The organism is Enterobacter sp. BWH64, from assembly GCF_001037645.1.
Lineage (GTDB): Bacteria > Pseudomonadota > Gammaproteobacteria > Enterobacterales > Enterobacteriaceae > Enterobacter > Enterobacter hormaechei_C.
Genome location: NZ_KQ089922.1, coordinates 4,390,383 through 4,407,698, shown reverse-complemented (window position 1 = coordinate 4,407,698; position 17,316 = coordinate 4,390,383). Strand labels below are relative to the sequence as shown.

Below are 17,316 nucleotides of genomic sequence, written 5' to 3'. Positions count from 1 at the left end.
GAGCTGAGCAGTCCGGGCGGAGACTGACCTCGTTCCGCTTTCCAAGCGACCCCCTTGTTGAAAGTGCGACAAAAGAGATAGGGCGAATGACTATACTTCGCTCATAGCTGCCCGCCATGCCAGCTCAAAAAACAGGCTTAACGTAGGATATTTAATGAGATGGTCACTCCCTCCTTCCCAGTACTATGCTGAGGACAGGCTTTCATTCGGAGAACCATCATGGAAAACATTGCGCTTATTGGTATCGATCTGGGTAAGAACTCTTTCCATATTCATTGTCAGGATCATCGTGGGAAGGCCGTTTACCGTAAAAAATTCACCCGACCAAAGCTAATCGAATTTCTGGCGACATGCCCGGCAACAACCATCGCGATGGAAGCCTGTGGCGGTTCTCACTTTATGGCACGCAAGCTGGCAGAGTTAGGGCATTTTCCAAAGCTGATATCACCGCAATTTGTCCGCCCATTCGTTAAAAGCAACAAAAATGACTTCGTTGATGCTGAAGCTATCTGTGAAGCAGCATCACGTCCATCTATGCGTTTCGTGCAGCCCAGAACCGAATCTCAGCAGGCAATGCGAGCTCTGCATCGTGTCCGTGAATCCCTGGTTCAGGATAAGGTGAAAACAACTAATCAGATGCATGCTTTTCTGCTGGAATTTGGTATCAGCGTTCCGCGAGGTGCTGCCGTTATTAGTCGACTGAGTACCCTTCTTGAGGACAGTAGTTTGCCTCTTTATCTCAGCCAGTTACTGCTGAAATTACAACAGCATTATCACTATCTTGTTGAGCAGATTAAAGATCTGGAATCTCAGTTGAAACGAAAGTTGGACGAAGATGAGGTTGGACAGCGCTTGCTGAGTATTCCCTGCGTTGGAACGCTGACTGCCAGTACTATTTCAACTGAGATTGGCGACGGGAAGCAGTACGCCAGCAGCCGTGACTTTGCGGCGGCAACAGGGCTGGTACCCCGACAGTACAGCACGGGAGGTCGGACGACATTGTTAGGGATTAGCAAGCGGGGCAACAAAAAGATCCGAACTTTGTTGGTTCAGTGTGCCAGGGTATTCATACAAAAACTGGAACACCAGTCTGGCAAGTTGGCCGACTGGGTCAGGGAGTTGTTGTGTCGGAAAAGCAACTTTGTCGTCACCTGTGCTCTGGCAAACAAGCTGGCCAGAATAGCCTGGGCACTGACGGCGCGACAGCAAACTTACGAAGCATAAAGGCAGAAATACACCAGTTTAAACAATCATTCATCTGGTTTTGCGAATACTGATATTGATGATACTAACGGCCCACCGGCCTGTTGAGGAACCTGTAAAACGGAAAGGCTCATTGAAGCCGTATATTTTCTGGAGGTTCATCAGGCGCGGAACTCATCGAGGCGCGGGAATAAAATCCCATTCAGACGCCGGATAGATTCAAGCAAGCCAACTTGTCGTCAAAATCGGTGTTGCAAAAACGGGAGTGACCATAGATTCCGTTTTCCAAGCGGCCCCCTTTTAGGGTGAGGGAGCATGCCATAAACCAGATCGCCAAAAGGGGATGCTGCTGAAGGGACACTGTTATCCAGCGGGGTAATTTTCACGCCTTTATCCGATATATCAACATCGGGTAAATCACCGGCCAGCGCCATCGCGTTAACTTCTTCCAGACGCGATGCAAGAAGCGTCAAACGGCTCTTGATGTATTCATGGCAATCGGCCGGAACAGCAAGGGGTAACTGGTTATCCCGGAGTGATTTTTCAAAATCGACTGACGGGATCAGATAATCATCGAAATTCCTGTAGCGGCGTGACCCCTTTACCCAGGTGTCACCTGAACGTAAGGCTCCCTTCAGTTCATTCAGCACGCAAAATTCGTAATATTTTCGGTCAATGCCGGTGGGGGTGATCACAACCTTTCTCCAGCTTTCCGGGATGAACCCGATTGGCGCGGAAGGCGGTACTTTTCGGAGTTGTTTTCTATACATATCTCTGACGGTATCCAATGCGTCACTGAGCTGCATTGCGGCGGGTGCAGCCCTGAACTGCAACACGGACAGCATCCGGGGGGCGTATTTACGCAACGTACTGTATTTTTCTGTGATCAGATGCAACGGGTCGAAGTTGTCCTTACGTGACAGGAACCGCGTCTCTTCCACGCTGTTGATGAATTCCTGCCAGGGAAGGACGTCTTCTATTGCGGCCCAGGGATCTTCCCCGGACTCTCTGGCGTTAAGTAATGCCTGTCCGACGGTAACGTATTGCTTCAGTTTACTCTGAATCAGCTTTCCCGTTTGCTGGAGCCGCTCGGCCTGAGTACGTTTTGCCCTGCTGAACAGACTACTCAGAATACGCTCGTGCAGATCAATAACTTCGTCAGTCAGGGTGGATCTGGCCTCCGATATGATACAAACCAGCGAGGCATAACGGCGAACATCCGTGAATCTTGCCAGATCCCGGCTACTCATTTTCCTGCCTTCGCGTGCGAGTTTCAGGAGTCGGTTCTGGTGAACGGAAAGTGCAATGCCGTCAGGGAGTGCCAGCGACTCAATCGCATTTAACCGGTCGATATGTTGCAGGACATTTTTACCATTAATTTTTCCCGGAGGCTGGAGCAGCCAGGCCAGCCGTGAAGGTTGCTCACCCTCAGATACCAACAGACGGTCCAGTGCCGCTTTATGCCCTGGTTCAAGCTGCGCGGTAAGCGCAGAAAAAACCGCCCTGTCGGCAAGTGTTGTTGCTTCGGCCAGGGTTCGTTCGATCACTTCAACAGAGGGGAAAATAACCTTATTATTGTGGAGCCAGGAGAGCATTTCCTCCGCAAGTAAAAAACCTCTGTCTGTCCGCATGGCGTGGGGATAAAGGTGGCGAATACAGGTTTTTTGCAGCGCCCGGTTAAAAGGGGATAATTCCAGGTAGCGGTAGAGTTCAGCCAGATGTTCCCAGCGGGTGACCTCTCTTGATGCATACTCGGCCCACAAATCAGACTGGACTTTCAAATGAGCCGCCAGCCTGAAGACAACACAGTCGTGAGGTGAAATACTTTTGTCGGGAGGAAACCCTAGTCCTCGCAAATAACAGAGTAAAACTGCAAAGCCCAGACGGTTAGCTGGCCTGCGGTGTTAATTAATGAGCGCGAGGTCATGTTCACTCAGAAAGCACATGCGCGTCAGAAATACGTCATCATCTGGCACAATCAACAAGCGTTCTTTTTCTTCACTACTGAGTATTTGTCTCCGTGGCATAAATGCTTCCCCTGCACATAGTTCATTAAAGTTATCATTCGCACTGACCGAAACCGGTCGGTTTCGTACGCCTCGCAAACAATATGTCCGAAAGTCAGCGAAATTTGTTTCGTACATACGTTATAATTCGGACACCCTTTGCGTACGGAAAGTTTCCTATGTCACGAGTTTTTGCCTACTGTCGGGTCTCCACTCTGGAACAGAATACAGAAAATCAGCGCCATGAAATTGAAGCGGCGGGTTTTGCCATCAGACCCCAGCGGCTGATTGAGGAACATATAAGTGGTTCGGTTGCTGCCAGCGAAAGACCAGGGTTCATCCGGTTGCTTGATCGAATGGAAAGCGGTGACGTATTGATTGTCACCAAACTTGACCGACTCGGCCGTAATGCGATGGATATCCGAAAAACAGTTGAACAACTGGCTACTTTAGATATCCGTGTTCATTGTCTCGCTCTCGGAGGTGCGGATTTAACCAGCCCGGCCGGAAAAATGACTATGCAGGTGATTTCAGCTGTGGCTGAGTTTGAGAGGGATCTGCTGATTGAACGCACACATTCAGGGATTTCTCGGGCAAGATCAGCCGGGAAACGCTTCGGTCGTCCGCCCATCTTGAGCGAGGAGCAAAAAAAAATAGTGTCAGAGCGCCTTAATTCCGGGGCCAGTATCAGTGCGGTTGCCAGAGAATTTAATACCACCCGGCAAACCATACTCCGGGTAAAAGCAGGACAGCAATAATACTGAATGTGAATAAAGCCCATAACTGGCCAGGCAGTTGAAACTGTTCTTGAAGTAAACATCTGGAAAGCATGAAACATCATTCTATCCACAGGGAGCAGTGGCTATTATAATCGAATTTCGATAACGAAATTCGATTATAATAGCCACTAAAACCAGCAATCAGGATCTGACCATGAACGATACTGCCAGGAATGATCACAGCCCCTGGGCTGTCTTTCTGATTTTCTTCCGACTTGGCCTGACATCCTTCGGCGGCCCAATTGCCCATCTGGGTTACTTCCGCGATGAGTTTGTGACGCGACGGCAGTGGTTGACCGAGCGCAGCTATGCAGATTTGGTCGCTCTGTGCCAGTTCCTTCCGGGACCAGCAAGCAGTCAGGTTGGTATAGCGCTCGGGCTGTCCCGGGCCGGTTATACCGGGGCGCTGGCAGCATGGGCCGGCTTCACGCTACCGTCAGCAGTTGCACTGATCCTGTTTGCGCTGGGGATGACCAGTTACGGGGATGTGATGCCCTCTGGTGTATTGCATGGGCTGAAAGTGGTAGCCGTTGCGGTGGTCGCGCAAGCTGTATGGGGCATGGCCCGAAATCTTTGCCCGGATATACCGCGTATTACTGTCATGGCAGTGGCAACCTGCTTTGTGCTTCTTGTGCCATCGGCCTGGGGACAGGTGGGAGTAATCGTCACTGCGGCTGTCACTGGCATGTTACTGTTCAAACCTCAGCAGACGACGGTACATGATCCGCTGCCCGTTTCAATACGGCGTCGCGTCGGATTGTTCTGGCTCACGCTGTTCTTTGTGCTACTGACAGGGTTACCATTGCTGACGGCGATATTCCCAAATCCGACGCTGTTAATGGTAGAAACTTTCTACCGGACCGGATCACTGGTTTTTGGTGGCGGGCATGTCGTGCTGCCATTACTGCAGACTGAAGTCGTTCCTTCTGGCTGGGTCAGCACTGATACATTCCTGGCTGGCTACGGCGCTGCCCAGGCCGTTCCTGGACCGTTGTTCACTTTTGCAGCCTTTCTCGGGGCTTCGATGAACCAGGTGCCTTCTGGCTGGCTGGGTGGTCTGGTTTGTCTGCTGGCAATTTTCGCACCGTCCTTCCTTCTGATTGTGGGAGCATTGCCGTTCTGGGAAAGTCTGCGCCGCAATATCCGTACACAAGCAGCGTTGCAGGGTATTAATGCAGCCGTAGTTGGCCTTCTGCTGGCAGCTCTCTATCAACCAGTATGGACGAGCGCAGTTCTCGCTCCGCAAGATTTCGGCCTTGCCCTTGTGGCACTGGTCGCTCTGATGTTCTGGAAACTGCCGCCGTGGCTGGTCGTAGTGAGTTGCGGTGTTGCGGGTTGGTTGTTGAGTTTAGCACTGTGAGGTTCCGGGCGTGACCGACAAAGATCTTTACGGCGGGATGATCCGTTTGCACATCCTGCATCATGCAGCCAAAGAACCCGTCTTTGGTCTGGGCATCATTGAGGAATTGCGACACCACGGTTATCAACTCAGCCCGGGTACCCTGTATCCGATGCTGCACGGTATGGAAAAGAAGGGGTATCTCACCTCACGACATGTTCAGGCCGGTCGACGAAGTCGGCGAGTATATGAAATCACCGGACAAGGGCACATAGCGCTAACGGACGCCAGAAACAGGGTGAAAGAGCTGTTCGGTGAACTTGTTGAAGGCAAATGATATGCCTATGGTTTTAGTCCGGTCTGCCGTCTTCTGAAAACGACAGACACATGTAAGATTATCCGCTGCCTGGCAGAAGGAGACTTTGTGAAAACGCTCATGGTGTGTATTTATACGATCAGAAGGCGTTATATTTTTTCCTGATTGACGCGGTACGAAAGTTCCTGATGACTCTCTTTTCGTTCGCTGTAGCGATCTGCAAGGTAGCTGGTTTGTCCCCTGAGCAGCAACGTAATTTTAAACAACTCCTCTGCGACATCTACGATACGGTCGTACCATGAGGACGGCTTCATCCTTCCGTTCTCATCAAATTCCTGCCAGGCTTTCGCCACCGAGGACTGGTTGGGAATTGTGAACATCCGCATCCAGCGGCCCAGAATGCGCATCTGGTTCACGGCATTGAAGGACTGCGAACCGCCGCAAACCTGCATCACTGCAAGTGTCTTGCCCTGCGAAGGACGAACCGCGCCTTCACTCAACGGTATCCAGTCGATCTGCGCCTTCATCACCGCGCTCATAGCCCCGTGCCGTTCCGGCGAGCTCCACACCATCCCGTCACACCATCTGACCAGCCCGCGTAGCTCGGAGACTTTAGGGTGCGTATCCGGGGCATCATCCGGCAGGGGTAAACCGGAGGGGTTAAAGAATTTCACCTCCGCGCCCATCGCCGTCAGCAGGCGACCTGCTTCCTCCGCGGCAAAGCGACTGTAGGAGCGCTCCCTTAATGAGCCATACAGGATCAGAATCCGTGGGGGCTCCTGCAGGTGCAGACGTTCGGCAATATGTTGATCAAAACAGTCAGTATTCAGGGCTGGAAATTGTTCCATTTTTCTCCTCCGGAGAGAACAGGTGATTTTAAAGTTAATATATATGATCTAACATATGTGTATTCTAAAGGGAACGGAGTGAAAAATGCTACAACCTGTTCAGCTTTTCAAAATCCTGTCGGATGAAACACGGCTAGCCATCGTCATGCTTCTCCGTGAGTCCGGAGAATTGTGCGTCTGCGATATCTGCGTTGCCACCTGCGAATCGCAGCCCAAAATTTCGCGACATATGGCTATCCTTCGCGAGGCTGATCTGGTTCTTGACCGTCGGGAAGGCAAATGGATCCACTATCGTCTGTCACCCCATATTCCGGCGTGGGCAGCAGAGACAATCACGACGACCTGGCAGTGTCTGCGCGAGGATGTACGTGAATGGCTGGACAAATCAGCCTGCACCTCCTGCTGAGGCAGGAAAACATATTTACAAAATCATATATGATGGGGTCTGAGATGCTTTTGGCAGGGAGTATATTTTTACTGACGCTGGTACTGGTGATCTGGCAACCCAGAGGCCTGAGTATTGGCTGGAGCGCGAGTATCGGGGCTGTGCTGGCGCTGGGAACCGGTGTCATCCATATCTCTGATATTCCCGTTGTCTGGAATATCGTCTGGAACGCGACAGCGGCATTTATTGCGGTCATCATCATCAGCCTGCTGCTCGATGAGTCCGGCTTCTTTGAATGGGCCGCACTGCACGTCTCCCGCTGGGGTAACGGACGTGGCCGCCTGCTGTTCACCTGGATAGTCTTGCTCGGTGCCGCTGTTGCTGCTTTGTTCGCCAATGATGGCGCCGCGCTGATCCTGACGCCGATTGTGATTGCGATGCTGCTCGCACTGGGGTTCAGCCAGGGCACGACACTGGCCTTTGTCATGGCTGCAGGATTTATTGCAGATACGGCCAGCCTGCCACTCATTGTTTCTAACCTGGTGAATATCGTCTCGGCGGACTTCTTCGATCTGGGCTTTACGCAGTACGCCTCCGTTATGATCCCCGTGGATGCGGCAGCGATTGCGGCCACGCTGATCATGCTGCATCTCTTCTTCCGCAGGGATATTCCGGCAACGTATGACGTTTCGCTGCTGAAGACGCCTGCCAGTGTGATAAAGGATGCGGCAACGTTCAGGGCGGGCTGGATTGTCCTGTTATTGCTGCTTGTCGGTTTCTTCGTTCTGGAGCCGCTGGGGATCCCTGTCAGCGCGATAGCAGCTGCTGGCGCAGCAGTACTGTTTATCGTGGCGAAAAGAGGTCATGGCATCAACACAGGGAAAGTCCTGCGCAGTGCGCCATGGCAGATCGTGATTTTTTCGCTGGGCATGTACCTGGTGGTCTATGGCCTGCGCAATGCCGGGCTCACGGAGTATCTGTCTGGTGTACTGAACCTGCTGGCAGAAAAGGGGTTATGGGCAGCAACGTTCGGCACCGGCTTCCTGACCGCGTTCCTGTCGTCGGTGATGAACAATATGCCGACGGTGCTGATTGGCGCGCTGTCGATTGACGGGAGTACGGCGACTGGCGTCGTCAAAGAGGCAATGATTTATGCCAACGTGATTGGCTGCGATTTAGGCCCGAAAATCACCCCGATTGGCAGTCTGGCAACCCTGCTTTGGCTGCATGTGCTTGCCCAGAAAAATATAACGATCACCTGGGGTTATTACTTCCGCACGGGCATTATCATGACTCTGCCCGTGCTGTTTGTCACTCTGGCCGCGCTGGCGTTGCGGCTTTCCATCACTTTGTAATGAGATAAAGATATGAGCAACATTACCATCTATCACAACCCGGCCTGCGGCACTTCACGCAACACGCTGGAGATGATCCGTAACAGCGGTAACGAACCGACCATTATTTATTATCTCGATACGCCACCGACCCGTGATGAGCTGATTAAACTTATTTCAGATATGGGAATTACGGTGCGTGCATTGCTGCGTAAGAATGTTGAGCCTTATGAACACCTGGGCCTTGATGAAGAGAAATTCAGTGATGAGCAGTTGATTGATTTTATGCTTCAACATCCGATCCTGATTAATCGGCCGGTAGTCGTTACGCCGCTTGGCACTCGTCTTTGCCGCCCTTCAGAAATAGTGCTGGATATTCTACCTGAAGGTCAGAAAGGAGCGTTTACCAAAGAGGACGGCGAAAAGATCATTGACGAAACGGGGAAGCGGGTTAAGTAACCTGTTTTTTTCGTCTCATTTTTATCGTATTCGGGTGTCTGTCTGTACCATGCAGACGCTCGCTTTTTGTAATGCCAGCTAAAGAAACAGGCTTAACGTAGGATATTTTCCGTTTGCCAAGCGGCCCCCATATTGAATGGCTGACGGTACTGGATTTCGATGAGATAAAAATAGACCGTATTTTTATTGCCAATATTGATGACCCGGTGAAGCGAGCGCTACTTGTTTCTGTGGTGAAAGGGTTACGTGGTACTGGCAAACCACTGGTGTTTGAAGGGGTGGAAACGCCAGGACAGTTTGAATTCGTCCGTTCTCTTGGCCCCGGTTACCTAGTTCAGGGCTGGTATACCGGAAAACCCGAAACAATATCTGCGATGAATATTCAGGGTTAAAACGATACGGGGCCCGGCCCGTATCGGCAACCCGACCCGTCAGCGTATCGCTTTCTGTCTGAAGCCGGTTCAGGTCGGCTTCTATCTGCGCGATGCGGCGGGAGATTTATTCAGAACGACTGCCGAAGTTCATCCGGCGAAGCTTATCCAGCTGCGCCTGCAGATGGTCTATTTCGCGCTCCCGGTCGGCCTGCTTTTCCAGCAGGGCGCGGTTCAGCGCTTCCTGTTCGGACAGGCGCTGTTTCAGCAGAAGGATGTCGTCAGGGGGAGGTGTTGTTCATAAGCCCGCATTTTACCAGGCTTATTCAACGACAACCAGGATAAAGAGGCCTACAACATGGTCAGGGACGTAAGCAGTCTTTTAGGCTGCCGCCAGTCGATGCCTTCCAGAAGCATTGCCAGCTGCGCCGGGGTCAGGAACACTTTGCCATCGCGGGCAGAGGGCCAGGCGAAGCGGCCGCGTTCCAGCCGTTTGGTCAGCAGGCACAGCCCGTCGCCGGTGGACCACAGCAGTTTGACCTTACTGCCGCTGCGGCCCCGGAAGATGAAGACATGGCCGGATATCGGGTCATCTTTCAGCATCGTCTGCACCTTTGCGGCGAGACCATTGAAGCCGTTGCGCATGTCGGTGATACCGGCAACCAGCCAGATTTTGGTGCCTGTTGGCAGGTGGTTATCACTTCCTTTATCTGTCCTGTGATGATCCTTATGACTTCGCCAGACTACTTCACCACACACATGGGTCTGCCAGATACCGGTTCGGGATGGATTTCCGCTTCTACGCTGAACACCGTCTTTAGAAGCTCTGGTTTCATCACTGCTTCCGGAGCACCTTGCGCCATCACGCGACCGCTTGCCAGTACCACCAGATGATCGCAATAGCGGCTGGCCTGATTCAGATCGTGGAGTACCGTCACTACGGTTTTCCCCTGCCTTTTGAGTTCAACCATCAGGCGCATCAGTTCAACCTGATGATTGATATCGAGGTAGGTCGTAGGCTCATCAAGAAGAATGAGTGGCGTATCCTGTGCCAGCACCATCGCCAGAAACGCACGCTGGCGCTGGCCGCCGGAAAGCTGGGTTAACCTGCGGTCAGCCAGATTGCGCGTCCGGGTCTGACTCATTGCCACGTTGACCCGCTCGTTGTCTTCCGCGGAGAGTCGCCCCCACAACGACAGCCACGGGCTGCGGCCGTAGGAAACCAGTTCCCGTACAGTGATCCCCTCGGGGGATAAATGGTGTTGCGGCAGTAAAGCCAGGCGGCGAGCCAGCTGGCGGGCGGAAAAACCGGCTATGGGTTTTTCATCAAGCAATATCTCGCCAGAGTCTGGTGTTAACAGGCGAGAAAAACAGTTCAACAGCGTCGATTTCCCGCAACCGTTAGGGCCGAGCAGGGCCGTGATTTTTCCGGCAGGCAGGGCGAGAGAAAGTCCATCCAGCACGGTTTGTGCGCCATAGCTGACGGTCAGATTTTCAGTACGTAATCTCATTTATCGCATTCTCACAAGCAGCCAGACAAACCACGGTGCGCCGATAATGGCGGTCAGCACGCCTGCCGGAAGCTCCAGCGGCGGATGAATGATTCGTGCCAGCAGATCGGCAATGACCAGCAACAACGCGCCCGTCAGGGCCGAAACGGGCATCAGCCAGCGGTGACGCCCGCCGGCGATCCTGCGCACCATGTGCGGCACGACGAGACCAATAAAACTTATCGGGCCACAGACGGCCACGCCGGTTGCTGTCATCGCGACAGCCAGCATCAGCCCCTGGAACCGGGTGCGCTGAACCGACACGCCGAGCGTGGCTGCTCGTGCATCGCCCAGCGCCAGCAGGTCGAGATCGCGACAAAAGCGCAGGCTCAGCGGCAAAAACAGAATGAGCAACGGCACGGCAATCTTCACAAAGTGCCAGTCGCGCCCCCATAAGCTACCCGTCAGCCACAGCAGGGCACTGTTTACATCCTGCGGGTGCAGGAGCATCAGGTAATCCGTCAGGCTCGCCCAGCAGGCGGAAAGCGCCACGCCGGTGAGCGCCAGCTTCATCGGCTGGTGGGTCTTTGCCAGCATCTTCAGCAAGATCAACCCCGCCATACCGCCCGCAAAGGCCAGCAGCGGCAGCACCATCACGGATAGTGATGGCATAAGAAGCAGTGCTCCCACAGAGGCAAGGCTGGCGGCATGGTTAATGCCGAGAATATCCGGTGATGCTAGCGGGTTACGCACAATCCCCTGTACCAGCACGCCCGCCACGGCGAGGGCTGCACCGACAAACAGTGCCAGCAGCAAGCGCGGCAGTCGGTACTCCATCAATACATAATAATGCTCGCGTCCGTCCTGCCAGTCGGTCAGCAGCGCGCGCCACGGCACGGGGATCACCCCCATATGGAGTGATAACAGCGCACAACCTGCCAGGGCAAGGGTGATGAAAATGACCAGCGCAATTTTCATCCTCGCCTCCTCACCAGCCAGACAAAGCAAGGACTGCCAATCAGCGCCAGCACTGCGCCTGCGGGCAGATCGCCGGGGAAGGCCAGCGCGCGTGCGAGTACATCTGCCATCAGCATCAGCGTGGCCCCCAGCAGCATGCTCACCGGCAGTACGTTGCGCTGATCGAAGCCTGCCCAGAAGCGCGCCAGATGTGGCACCAGCAGGCCGATAAACGCCACCGGACCTGCCACACTGACGCACGCGCCAACCAGAAGCAGCACTAACATATTGATGATCAAACGTAGTCTCGGCAGGTTCACTCCCAGCGTATGGGCGGTACTGTCGCTGACGTTGAGCAGGTTCAGTTGATTCGCCAGCAGCAACACGACAGGGACTGCAGTGACCACCACCGGCAAGAGCTGCCAGACATCCTGCCAGTGGGCGTGGGACACTCCGCCTGCCAGCCAGTAAAAGATGCCGTAAGCATGATCTTCGGCCAGCAGCAGGGTGATGCGGGTCAGGGCCATACAAAAGGCCGACAGCGCGATACCCGCGAGGATCAGTTTGTTTCTGTCCTGGGTATGACGAAACCCGCCTCCTGCGGTCATGACCAGCAGCCAGCTCACGCCGCCCCCGCATGCCGCGATGAACGACAGGGAATAGCCTGCAACCGGCGTCGGACTCAGCGCGCTGGTAAGCGCCATAGCCAGCGCCGCGCCGCTGTTAATGCCGAGCAGTGAAGGAGAGGCCATTGGGTTGTGGGTCAGGGTTTGCAGCAGCGTGCCCGCGAGCGCCAGGCTTGCGCCGATCAGAACGGCGACCAGGCTTCGCGGCAAACGAAGGTTTTGCACCAGCGCTTCTGGTAGCGTTGGCGTGTGTCCAGGCAGCAGGGCGCGGATTGCGTCTGCTCCGGAAACAGGAATGGCCGAGTAGCAAAACAGACTCAGCCAGAAAATAATAATAAGTACTGCAACGGGAAGCCCCCACAGCAGCACCGGGTGTTTTAGCGCGGTCATTTCACATCGGTAAGCGGCTGATGGTGGAAGATTTTTACCGTGTCAGCGGCAATACGCTCTGCGGCAAAAATACCGCGCATCCGCGCCCAGGCGTTACTGTCGACTGAAGCAACCTGCTGCTTCTGCGCGGCGGTTAATATCTGCCAGAGCGGATCTTGTTGCCAGCGTTTAACAATGCTCTCTTCGCGATAGTGGGCAACCAGCAGCCAGGCAGGATTGACCGCCAGCAGTTGCTCCAGGCCGATGGACGGCATGGACGCGCCCGCCATCGCAGCGGGAACGTTCAGCCCCAGAGAAGCCAGCACGCTGCCGGTCCAGGTCTCCTGGGTATGCAGGTTGAATAGCTGTTCGCGTGATGTGCCAAAGGCCACGCGTGTCCCTGTGGGAAGCTGGCTGGACCACTGCGCCATCTTCTCTTTATGTTGTTCCAGACGCGCCTGCATCTCTCGTTTTTTACCTACCACTTCGCCGATGATAGCCGCTGAGTGCAAATTTTCAGCGTAGGTTTCGTTGCGGGACTTAAGCAGCAGTACCGGCGCGATTTGCTGCAAGGCAGTGTAAATCCCCGCATGGCGACTGCTGTCGGCAATGATCAGGTCTGGTTTCAGGGCAGCAATGGCTTCCAGGCTCGGCTGCGCGCGCGTTCCGACGGACTGCCACGGTTTCAGGTGCGCACGCACTTCGGGCAGGATGCGTTTTGCATCGTTATCGTCGGCAATACCGATCGGGCTGACGTCCACGGCGGCCAGCGCATCGGCGAACGAGAGTTCCAGCACCACAATCCGTTGTGGCGTTTTATCGAGTGTAAACGTGCCGTGTTCGTCCTGAACCGTGGCGGCAAAGGCGTGGCCGATCACCAGCAGCAGGCCTGCAAAAAGAAAACGGATAAATGCCAACATAGTCACATTCCAGCTAAAAGCCCGGCAAGCCGGGCGTTAACACATCAGAACTTCAACGACCCCTGCATATACAGCGTGCGCGGCTGGCCTGCGTAGATGCCTTTGTTGTTGTCGTCATAAGAGCGGATGAAGTAGTCCTGGTCGAAGATGTTTTTCACACCGAACGCCAGGTTCAGATCTGCCATCTGCGGGCCAAAGTCATACGCCACGCGTGCGCCCCAGAGCATGAAGCCGGGAATGCGGCCGGTACTGCCGTCGGCGCTCTCTTTCACCGTATTGGCGTTATCCGCAAACTGGCTGGACTGGAAATCGCTGTTCAGATTGAACGTCCAGTTGCCCGGCTTGTAGTCCACGCCCAGCGTGCCTTTATGTTTCGGGGAGAATGGCACCTGATTGCCATAGGTGTCGCCTTTCTCGCGGATTTCCGCGTTCACATACGCATAGCTGGCGTAGACGGAAACGTTATCAAGCGTTGGCGTTAGCGTACCCAGGTCGTAACGTGCCTGCGTTTCCAGCCCGGTATGGCGCGTTTTGCCACGTGCAGTGACGGTGTCGTTGGTCTGGTTGGAGTCGTACTGATTGTTAAAGTTAATCAGGAACAGCCCCATTTCCGCCGTCAGCGCGCCGTCATCGTAGCGGGTACCGAGTTCCCAGGTTCGCGCTTTTTCCGGTTCCACATTGCCGCTTTGCACAGCCTTGCCAATCTGGCTGTACTGTACGGTGCCGAACGAGCCTTCAGTGTTTGCATAAAGATTCCAGCTATCAGTCAGGTGATAGAGCACGTTCAACGCCGGAAGCGGTGCGTTATAGCTCACCTCTTCGTGCGTGCCTTTGATGGCGTTGTTCTGGTATGACTCGATATGTTCGAAACGCATACCCGGCGTGATGGTCCAGTTGCCGATGTCGATTTTGTCATCCAGATACCAGGCGTGCGCCTCGGTGCCGGAACGCGTGTCGCGGTCGTAAGGGCTTGAGCCGGACGGCAACTGCCCGCTGCTGGTGGCGGTGTAGTAACGCATTTCATGCGTTGATTCATTCACATAGCGATAGCCCACGCCCACTTCGTGCGCGGAAGGGCCGATCATAAAGCTCTGGCTGTAGCGTGGCTCAATACCGCGCACCCAGTAGTTACGCGGCGAGAGGGTGATGCGTTTGCCTTGCTCCAGGTAGCCGCTGCGCAGGGTTTGGGTGTAGAACCCCTGAATGTTGAATTTATGCTGGCTGTCCGGCTGGAACTGGTAGCCCAGGCTCGCCAGCTTGCGACGGCCCCAGAAGCGGTCATACGGGCGGGTGGATTGCCAGCGATCGGCGTCGTAATCCGCGCGGGACAGGCCGCCGGGCATGTCGGCTTCACCATCGTAATATTGCAGCAGGCTGTTGAAGGTGTGCACCTCATTCGGCGCATATTTGCTTTTCAGCATCAGGTCGTCGATGCGGGTGGCGCTGTGCTCGCGCCAGTCACTGCCGCGCGTGCCGGAGTAGAGCAGCGCGGTGCCAAAACCGTTGTCCGCTGTGCCGCCCACCATCAGGTTGTGCGTCTCTTTCGGGTTGTTTTGTGAAGAGGTTGGGCTGAGCTGACCTTCCACCCCCGCCTCGATACCAAAGTCCTGCGGAATGGCGCGGGTAACAAAGTTCACCACGCCGCCCACGCTCTGCGGTCCGTAACGCACCGCACCACCACCGCGCACCACGTCAATGGCATCCATGTTGCCGAGCGAAACGGGAGCCAGTGAAAGCTGCGGCTGACCGTAAGGGGCAAAGGGGACGGGGATGCCGTCCATCAGGACGGTCGAGCGGCTGGCGAGGCGTGGGTTCAGGCCCCGGATGCCAAAGTTCATCGCCAGGTCGTGGCTGCCGGTGCCGTTGTTTTCCGGCGCGCTGACGCCAGGGATGCGGTTAAGCACCTCACGCATGGTGGTTGCGCCGGTTTTGGCGAAATCCTCACGGCGGATCACGTCACGCGCGCCAGCATGTTCAAATACGTCGTTTTCACGCGCATCGCCCAGCCAGTCGCCGACCACGGTCAGGGCATCTTCTTTTGGCGCGGGCGCGGTCTCCAGCGTCCAGCTGTTATTTCTCAGCGGTTTTACCTGCAGTCCGCTGCCGTCCAGCAGTTGTTGCAGGCCGCTCTCGACGTCGTAATCTCCGTGCAGGCCGTTGCTCTGCTTGCCGCGCGTCAGGCTGGCGTCAACCGAGAGGGTAATTCCGCTGTGTGCGGCATACTGATTGAGCGCTTTGTCGAGCGATCCCGGTGCGATATCAACCTGTGCAGCAAAAGCGGAAAACGAGAGACCGGCCAGCGGCAGCAGGCTCAGGCGAATGGCGTTAACCAAAGGTGTTGTTTTACGAAAAACGCGTAACGGCGTCATACCTTCTCCATCATCATTTTTGTTGTGTTCAGCTATGAGTCGAACGAGAAGGGTAAAAAGGACAATCGAAATGAGAATTATTTTTCTTACAGCGGTGAAATGTTTATCCAGTACCGCGTAATAGACTGAATTTTAACGGGAAGCGTTTGAGCGATAACGTTCAGGATCGCATCGGTATTTTTCAGCGGGAACGTCCCGCTCAGGCGCAGCCCGGCAACGGCGGGATCGCAGCGCAGCACGCCGTTGCGGTAACGGCTTAGCGTGGCTATCACCTCACCCAGCGGTTTATCGCTGAAGCTCAGGATGCCCTTCGTCCAGCTTGTACTCTCGTCATCCAGCGGTTTCACTGCGCCAAACTCAGAGGCGCTGAACTGCAGGCTTTCACCAGCGTTCACGATGCGTTTTTGCGCGGGGGCACTGGCGAGAAGCACTTCCACGGCGTGCTGCTGCACGTCAAGCTGCGTGAAATTATCCTGCTGGCGGACGGTAAATTCTGTCCCTAAAGCGGTGAGTTGGCCCTGACGGGTCAGGACGCGGAAGGGGCGTTGCTGCGCATCTTTCGCGGTAGTAATGGCGATTTCACCGTACCAGAGCCGGACGGTGCGCTGATGCGCATCAAAACGCACATCCGCCGCGCTTTGGGTATTCAGCGTGAGCAGGGAGCCATCTTCCAGTTGCTGACGGCTGACTGCGCCTTTGGCGGTGCGGTAATCTGCCCGCAGACCTTCGCCGGTTTCCGACTGCCAGAGTTGCCAGCCTCCGCCAGCGCCGAGCAACAGCAGTAATCCTTTCATCACGTGACGGCGGGTGAGGCGGGTATCGTGCAGCGCCCGGCTGGCAACGTCGCCAGGCACACCGCCAAGCTGGTTGCGCAGGTTTTCAACCTGCTGCCAGGCCCACTGGTTATCCTGATCCTGTTCATACCACTGTTGCCAGCGCGCTTCCTGTTGTGGGCTGACGCGCTCGCCGCTTAGCACGGCATACCAGTGGGAAGCTGAACGCAGCGCCTGACGGCGGGAATCGGTTAACGAAGGATTCATAACCCATGCTCCAGACGAAACAGCAGGCAGTGCTCGACGGCTTTCGCCACGTATTTTTTCACGGAGCTGACGGAAACACCGAGTTTGTGCGCAATCTCGCTGTATGTCAGGCCATCCAGTTGCGAAAGCAGAAACGCTTCACGTGTTTTTCCGTTTAGCCCGTCCAGCATGCTGTCGACGAGTTGTAGGGTCTCGAGCTGGCTTTCGCGTTCCTCAGGTGAAGGCGCTACCCCCTCCGGCATAAGCGCCAGCATCTCCAGATACGCTTTTTCCAGCGCGTTTCGGCGAAACAGGTCCACCATCACGCGTTTGGCGATAGTGCACAGGAAAGAGCGAGGATCGCGGATCGTCGAGAGCGTTTCGCTGCTCATTACCCGCAAAAAAGTGTCCTGGGCAATGTCATCTGCATCAAAGGCAGACTGGAGTTTGCGCGTCAGCCAACTTTTCAACCAGCCGTGATGGGTGCCATAAAGCGACTCGAACGTTAAGGAAGCTGTGGAAGTGG

The 17,316-nt window shown here is 54.9% G+C and carries 17 protein-coding genes and 2 pseudogenes; 8 read left to right on the top strand and 11 right to left on the bottom strand.

What is annotated here, in order from left to right; all coding sequences use genetic code 11:
• The first annotated feature begins 219 nt into the window (after positions 1–219).
• Complete coding sequence (locus SK50_RS20980; RefSeq protein WP_000427614.1) at positions 220–1,224, top strand: IS110-like element IS5075 family transposase; 1,005 nt, start codon at positions 220–222, stop codon at positions 1,222–1,224.
• Between the two features lie 278 nt (positions 1,225–1,502).
• On the opposite strand, the pseudogene SK50_RS20975 reads toward SK50_RS20980, so the two are convergent.
• Positions 1,503–3,230, bottom strand: a pseudogene (locus SK50_RS20975) (Tn3 family transposase); the annotation flags it as partial.
• Positions 3,231–3,388: 158 nt separating this feature from the next.
• Here SK50_RS20975 and SK50_RS20970 point away from each other — a divergent pair.
• From SK50_RS20970 to SK50_RS20960, 3 genes are all read left to right on the top strand, one after another.
• Positions 3,389–3,967, top strand: coding sequence for a recombinase family protein (locus tag SK50_RS20970; RefSeq protein ID WP_016151342.1), 579 nt, complete (start codon positions 3,389–3,391; stop codon positions 3,965–3,967).
• 175 nt (positions 3,968–4,142) lie between these two features.
• A complete protein-coding gene (gene chrA / locus SK50_RS20965; RefSeq protein WP_004206572.1) occupies positions 4,143–5,348 on the top strand; it encodes a chromate efflux transporter in 1,206 nt (401 codons plus the stop codon).
• Between the two features lie 10 nt (positions 5,349–5,358).
• The gene (locus SK50_RS20960) at positions 5,359–5,664 is read left to right on the top strand and encodes a PadR family transcriptional regulator (protein ID WP_004206574.1); all 306 of its coding nucleotides are present in this window, start codon (positions 5,359–5,361) and stop codon (positions 5,662–5,664) included.
• 128 nt (positions 5,665–5,792) lie between these two features.
• Here SK50_RS20960 and arsH read toward each other — a convergent pair whose 3' ends face one another.
• Entirely contained in the window at positions 5,793–6,491 is a 699-nt protein-coding gene (gene arsH / locus SK50_RS20955) for an arsenical resistance protein ArsH (protein WP_007898876.1), read from the bottom strand.
• An 85-nt stretch (positions 6,492–6,576) separates the two neighbouring features.
• Between arsH and SK50_RS20950 the strand changes: the two genes are divergently transcribed.
• The 4 genes from SK50_RS20950 to SK50_RS23480 all read left to right on the top strand — a co-directional run bounded on the left by SK50_RS20950 (position 6,577) and on the right by SK50_RS23480 (position 9,061).
• Positions 6,577–6,897 carry a transcriptional regulator gene (locus SK50_RS20950; protein WP_022649397.1) on the top strand — a complete coding sequence of 107 codons (321 nt, stop codon included), beginning with the start codon at positions 6,577–6,579 and terminating at the stop codon, positions 6,895–6,897.
• 44 nt (positions 6,898–6,941) lie between these two features.
• Positions 6,942–8,231: an arsenic transporter gene (locus SK50_RS20945; RefSeq protein WP_007898880.1), complete on the top strand. Its 1,290-nt coding sequence runs from the start codon at positions 6,942–6,944 to the stop codon at positions 8,229–8,231.
• Between the two features lie 12 nt (positions 8,232–8,243).
• Positions 8,244–8,669, top strand: coding sequence for a glutaredoxin-dependent arsenate reductase (gene arsC / locus SK50_RS20940; RefSeq protein ID WP_007898882.1), 426 nt, complete (start codon positions 8,244–8,246; stop codon positions 8,667–8,669).
• Between the two features lie 113 nt (positions 8,670–8,782).
• Positions 8,783–9,061, top strand: a complete 279-nt coding sequence (locus SK50_RS23480; RefSeq protein ID WP_007898884.1) for an EAL domain-containing protein — start codon at positions 8,783–8,785, stop codon at positions 9,059–9,061.
• Between the two features lie 22 nt (positions 9,062–9,083).
• Here the strand turns inward: SK50_RS23480 and SK50_RS23475 are convergent.
• The 9 genes and pseudogenes from SK50_RS23475 to fecI form a co-directional block, all read right to left on the bottom strand.
• Positions 9,084–9,342, bottom strand: a pseudogene (locus SK50_RS23475) (IS66 family transposase); the annotation flags it as partial.
• 49 nt (positions 9,343–9,391) lie between these two features.
• Positions 9,392–9,730 (bottom strand): IS66 family insertion sequence element accessory protein TnpB, encoded by a 339-nt coding sequence (gene tnpB, locus SK50_RS20930; RefSeq protein WP_028018554.1) that lies wholly within the window; start codon positions 9,728–9,730, stop codon positions 9,392–9,394.
• Positions 9,731–9,783: 53 nt separating this feature from the next.
• On the bottom strand, positions 9,784–10,551 hold the full coding sequence (fecE, locus tag SK50_RS20925) for a Fe(3+) dicitrate ABC transporter ATP-binding protein FecE (protein ID WP_004152282.1): 768 nt from the start codon (positions 10,549–10,551) through the stop codon (positions 9,784–9,786).
• On the bottom strand, positions 10,552–11,508 hold the full coding sequence (gene fecD / locus SK50_RS20920; RefSeq protein ID WP_004118246.1) for a Fe(3+) dicitrate ABC transporter permease subunit FecD: 957 nt from the start codon (positions 11,506–11,508) through the stop codon (positions 10,552–10,554).
• Positions 11,505–12,503 (bottom strand): iron-dicitrate ABC transporter permease FecC, encoded by a 999-nt coding sequence (gene fecC, locus SK50_RS20915; protein WP_004118243.1) that lies wholly within the window; start codon positions 12,501–12,503, stop codon positions 11,505–11,507. The genes fecD and fecC overlap by 4 nt, the downstream gene beginning before the upstream one ends.
• Positions 12,500–13,402, bottom strand: a complete 903-nt coding sequence (gene fecB, locus SK50_RS20910; RefSeq protein WP_007898890.1) for a Fe(3+) dicitrate ABC transporter substrate-binding protein FecB — start codon at positions 13,400–13,402, stop codon at positions 12,500–12,502. The genes fecC and fecB overlap by 4 nt, the downstream gene beginning before the upstream one ends.
• A 44-nt stretch (positions 13,403–13,446) precedes the next feature.
• A complete protein-coding gene (gene fecA / locus SK50_RS20905) occupies positions 13,447–15,771 on the bottom strand; it encodes a TonB-dependent Fe(3+) dicitrate receptor FecA (protein WP_007898891.1) in 2,325 nt (774 codons plus the stop codon).
• 86 nt (positions 15,772–15,857) lie between these two features.
• The gene (fecR, locus tag SK50_RS20900) at positions 15,858–16,811 is read right to left on the bottom strand and encodes a ferric citrate uptake sigma factor regulator FecR (protein WP_004118237.1); all 954 of its coding nucleotides are present in this window, start codon (positions 16,809–16,811) and stop codon (positions 15,858–15,860) included.
• A partial coding sequence (gene fecI / locus SK50_RS20895; RefSeq protein WP_075553110.1) for an RNA polymerase sigma factor FecI occupies positions 16,808–17,316 on the bottom strand: 509 nt, incomplete at its 5' end. The genes fecR and fecI, both read right to left, overlap by 4 nt.